This is a genomic window from Gammaproteobacteria bacterium, assembly GCA_037388465.1.
GTDB lineage: Bacteria > Pseudomonadota > Gammaproteobacteria > SpSt-1174 > SpSt-1174 > JARRKE01.
The window spans coordinates 1-4,166 of the sequence record JARRKE010000130.1 but is presented as its reverse complement, the minus strand read 5'-3'; the positions used below and the strand labels follow the sequence as shown (position 1 = coordinate 4,166).

At 65.6% G+C, this 4,166-nt stretch carries 2 protein-coding genes, 1 pseudogene and 1 riboswitch; of the genes and pseudogenes, 1 reads left to right on the top strand and 2 read right to left on the bottom strand.

Features of this window, described 5'->3' with window-relative positions:
- A pseudogene (gene thiC, locus P8Y64_14020) lies at window positions 1-1,397 on the bottom strand (phosphomethylpyrimidine synthase ThiC).
- A 94-nt stretch (window positions 1,398-1,491) separates the two neighbouring features.
- Window positions 1,492-1,595, bottom strand: a riboswitch (TPP riboswitch).
- A 237-nt stretch (window positions 1,596-1,832) separates the two neighbouring features.
- On the opposite strand from thiC, the gene P8Y64_14015 reads away from it, so the two are divergent.
- Entirely contained in the window at window positions 1,833-2,789 is a 957-nt protein-coding gene (locus P8Y64_14015) for a sigma-54 dependent transcriptional regulator (GenBank protein MEJ2061571.1), read from the top strand.
- Between the two features lie 81 nt (window positions 2,790-2,870).
- On the opposite strand, the gene P8Y64_14010 is transcribed toward P8Y64_14015, so the two are convergent.
- On the bottom strand, window positions 2,871-4,166 hold a 1,296-nt coding region (locus P8Y64_14010; protein ID MEJ2061570.1), incomplete at its 5' end, for a TonB-dependent receptor.

Here is a 4,166-nt window from a genome sequence, read left to right as displayed (position 1 = left end):
CGTGGGCGGCGATCTTGTAGGTGATGATGCCGTCGCGCACGTCCTGCTTGTTGGGCAGGCCGAGGTGTTCCTTGGGCGTCACGTAGCAGAGCATGGCAGTGCCGTACCAGCCGATGTTGGCGGCGCCGATGCCGGAGGTGATGTGGTCGTAGCCCGGGGCGATGTCGGTGACCAGCGGGCCAAGGGTGTAGAACGGGGCCTCGAAGCAGTCTTCCAGCTCCTTGTCCACGTTCTCCTTCACCTTGTGCAGCGGGATGTGGCCGGGGCCTTCGATCATCACCTGCACGTCGTGCTGCCAGGCGATTTTGGTGAGCTCGCCCAGGGTCTCCAGCTCGCCGTACTGCGCGGCGTCGTTGGCGTCGGCAATCGAGCCGGGGCGCAGGCCGTCACCCAGCGAGAAGGAGACGTCGTACGCCTTCATGATCTCGCAGATGTCCTCGAAGTGGGTGTAGAATGAGGGTGTCGCGGAACAGCTCCCAGGTGAGTTCCTCGGGCTTGCCGTCCACCTTTTCCAGCGCCTGGTAGATGGGCACGGTGCCGATGGGCATGGGCGCGTTGCGCAGGATCCACTCACGGGTTTCGTGGATGTTCTTGCCGGTAGAGAGGTCCATCAGCGTGTCGCCGCCCCAGCGCGCGGACCACACCATCTTTTCCACTTCCTCCTCTATAGAAGAGGTGACGGCGGAGTTGCCGATGTTGGTGTTGATCTTGGTGCGGAAGTTGCGGCCGATGATCATCGGCTCCAGTTCCGGATGGTTGATGTTGGCCGGGATGATGGCGCGGCCGCGGGCGACCTCGTCGCGCACGAACTCGGCAGTGATCTCATCCGGCAGGCTGGCGCCCCAGGAATGGCCGGGGTGCTGGCGCAGCAGCTTGGCGTAGCGCGGGTCGTCGCGCAGTTCCCGCAGCTTGAGGTTTTCGCGGATGGCGATGTATTCCATCTCGGGCGTGACGATGCCCTGACGCGCGTAGTGCATCTGGGTGACGTTCCTGCCCGCCTGGGCGCGGCGCGGGGTGCGGATATGCTCGAAGCGCAGGTTGGCCAGCTCGGGGTCGTCCTGGCGGGCGCGGCCGTACTCGGAGGTGGGGCCGCTCAGCTCCTCGGTGTCGCTCCGCTCCAGAATCCACGGCTCGCGCAGCGGGGCGAGACCGGCCATCAGGTCGATGTGCGGATTCGGGTCGGTGTAGGGGCCGGAGGTGTCATACACCGGGATGGGCGGGTTCTCTTCCGGCGAGCCGCTGGTCATGGTCGGCGACTGCTCGACCTCGCGCATGGGGACCTTGAGGTCCGGGCGCGAGCCCTGCACGTAGATCTTGCGGGAGTTGGGGAACGGGCGCGTGACCTCTTCGGACAGCTTGGCCGTTTTCTGGATGAATTCCTGTGGGATCGCGCTCATGGGTACTTCCTCACCTTAACAATATGTGGGCGGAGGCAAGCAAGCGGAGCGACAACAGCCGTCTGTTAAGGGCAGGTTGTTCGACCTGCCGGGGACGGTCGTTCCGAAGCTTCCCTCCGCCGGGGCTAACCGGTTCAGGTTCCAAGGGTGTGTCTCAGCCGCCGCGGCGAAACCCGCGGGGCACCCCCAGCTTCGCATGATTCGGACCTGCCAGCGGCTGGGCGCTTTCAGGACCGGCTCATCTTGGGTTGAAACTATAGAACAACACTGGGTTTTGCAAGGCGGGCCCGGATACTGACATGCGTCAAATACCCGGCGAATCAGGCACTTCACGCACCCCTGCGCCCTTGGCCGGGGGCCCGACAGACGGTATCCTGCCCCTCATTGTGAGGCATATTGCCTCCGAACCGTGTGATTTGAGGGATGAATGCAGCCATGAACACCTTCGAACAGACCCTTTACGGCGAAGCCCCCGACCTGAAAACCGTGCTGCGCGCCGCCAGCATCGTGGCCGCCACCGACGTGACCACGCTGATCCTGGGCGAGAGCGGCACCGGCAAGGAGCTGCTGGCCCGCGGCATCCACGCCGAGAGCCCGCGCGCGAACGGCCCGTTCGTCTCCCTGAACTGCGCCTCCCTGCCCGAGGGGCTGGCGGAATCGCTGCTGTTCGGCCACTGCAAGGGCGCCTTCTCCGGCGCGGACGGCGAGCACGCCGGCCACATCCGCTCCGCCGCGGGCGGCACCCTGTTCCTGGACGAGGTGGGCGAGCTGCCGCTGGCCATCCAGGCCAAGCTGCTGCGCTTTCTGGAATCCGGCGAATGCCAGCCGGTGGGCTCCAATCGCGCCGAAGAGGTGAACGTGCGCATCATCGCCGCCACCAACCGCGACCTGCACGCCGAGATGCAGGCCGGGCGCTTCCGCGAGGACCTGTACTACCGGCTGCACGTGGTGCCGCTGGAGATCCCGCCGCTGCGCCAGCGCGGCAGCGACGTGCTGCTGCTGCTCGACCGCCTGACCGCCGACCTGGCCGCGCATCACGGCCTGGAAGCACCGCAGTACAGCAAGACCGCGCGCGCCGCCCTGGCCCAGTACGACTGGCCCGGCAACGTGCGCGAACTGCGCAACCTGTGCGAGCGCATGCTGGTGCTGTTCGGCGGCAAGCGCGTGGAGCCGGACAACCTGCCCCACGAGCTGCGTATTCATCACCGCAAGGCGGGCGCGGCGGGCTTCGTGCTGCCGGCGGGCGGCATCAGCCTCGCCGAGCTGGAGATCGACATGATCCGCCAGGCCCTGACCCAGAGCCGCGGCAACCGCTCGCGGGCGGCTCGTTTATTGGGGTTGAGCCGGGATACCTTGCTGTATCGGATGAAGAAGTACGCGATCGAGGCGTAAATGTAGTGAGGCGTAAGAAGTGAGGGGTGAGGCGAAAAGACACCGCCACCTCCTCACGCCTCACCCTTCCCACCTCACTGCTTAAAACTGCGCACTCAACCTCACCCAGGCAACCCGTCCGGGCTCGTTGACCTGCACCTGCGTCACGTCGAAGGCGCTGGCCTTGTTGAGGTGGTTCGCGTAGTTGCGATTGAACAGGTTGTCGATGCCGGCGCGCGCCATGACGTGCCGGGTGACGGCCACGCCGCCGTACACGTTCATTATGCTCCAGCCCGGCGTCTGGCCGACGTCGAGGCCGCTGCCGGTATTGGGGTTGTCGTCCACGCGGGTCTGGGTGGCGTTCCAGATCATCTTGCCGCCGGCATACCAGCGCCCCGGGCGATATTCGAGGCTGACGTCGCCGCCCAGCGGCGGGATCTGCGCGATGGGCCGGTTGTCGTCGGTGTTGGTGGCGGCGACGTATGACATATTGAAGCCGGCCTTCCAGCCGCGTACGGGCTTCCAGACCGCGCCCAGGTTGGTGCCATAGAGCTGCGCGCCGACGTTTCGGTAGATGGTGGCGTTGCCCAGGGTGGGATCGGTGCTGTGGAAGCGATCACGCAGAATGAAGTCCTGCACCTGGTCGTAGAACACCGAACCGTTCACGGCCAGTTTGCCGCGGCCGAGCTTGGCGCCGGCTTCGAACTGGTTGTGCTTTTCGGGCCGCAGGTCGGGGTTGCCGACCCAGCGACCGTCCGGGGTCATGGAGTTGGATGCGATGTAGCGCTCGGTGGCGTCCGCGGTGCGCACGCTGCGTGCGTAACCGGCGTACAGCACACCGTTGCTGACGGCATGCTCGAAGCGCAGCAGTCCGCCGATGTTGTTCTCATCCTTTTTCTCGGCCGTGGTGCCGTAGTACGCGGTGTAGAGCTGGTTGGGACTCCAGGCCATGCCGGCGGGTTTGACGTTGGCGCGGCTGGCATCGGCGCTGACGTAGTCATAGCGCAGGCCGATCTTGAAACCGTTGTCCTTGTTCAGCGGGATCAGCCCGGACTGAGCGAACAGGCCGGTCTGATAAATGGAAACGCCGGGCCACAGCACGGAGTTGAGCACGTTGCTGCCGCTGCTGACGTTGTAGCGGTTGGCGTCCTTGTCGTTGTTCAGCATGTCCACGCCCACGGTCCAGGTGGTGCCGGCAATCGGCATGTCGAGCTTGAAGTTGCCGCCCGACGTGCGCGAGGTGGACGGCGCTTTCATCATCATCATCGGGCTGGGCGGAGTGCGCAGGCTGTAGTTGTCCATCAGGTGGTTGACCCAGGACTGATAGACCTCGGCGTGCACCGCGGTGATCGGGCCGCTCATGGCCTCGCGGCTGAAGCGCGCGCGCAGGATGTCGGC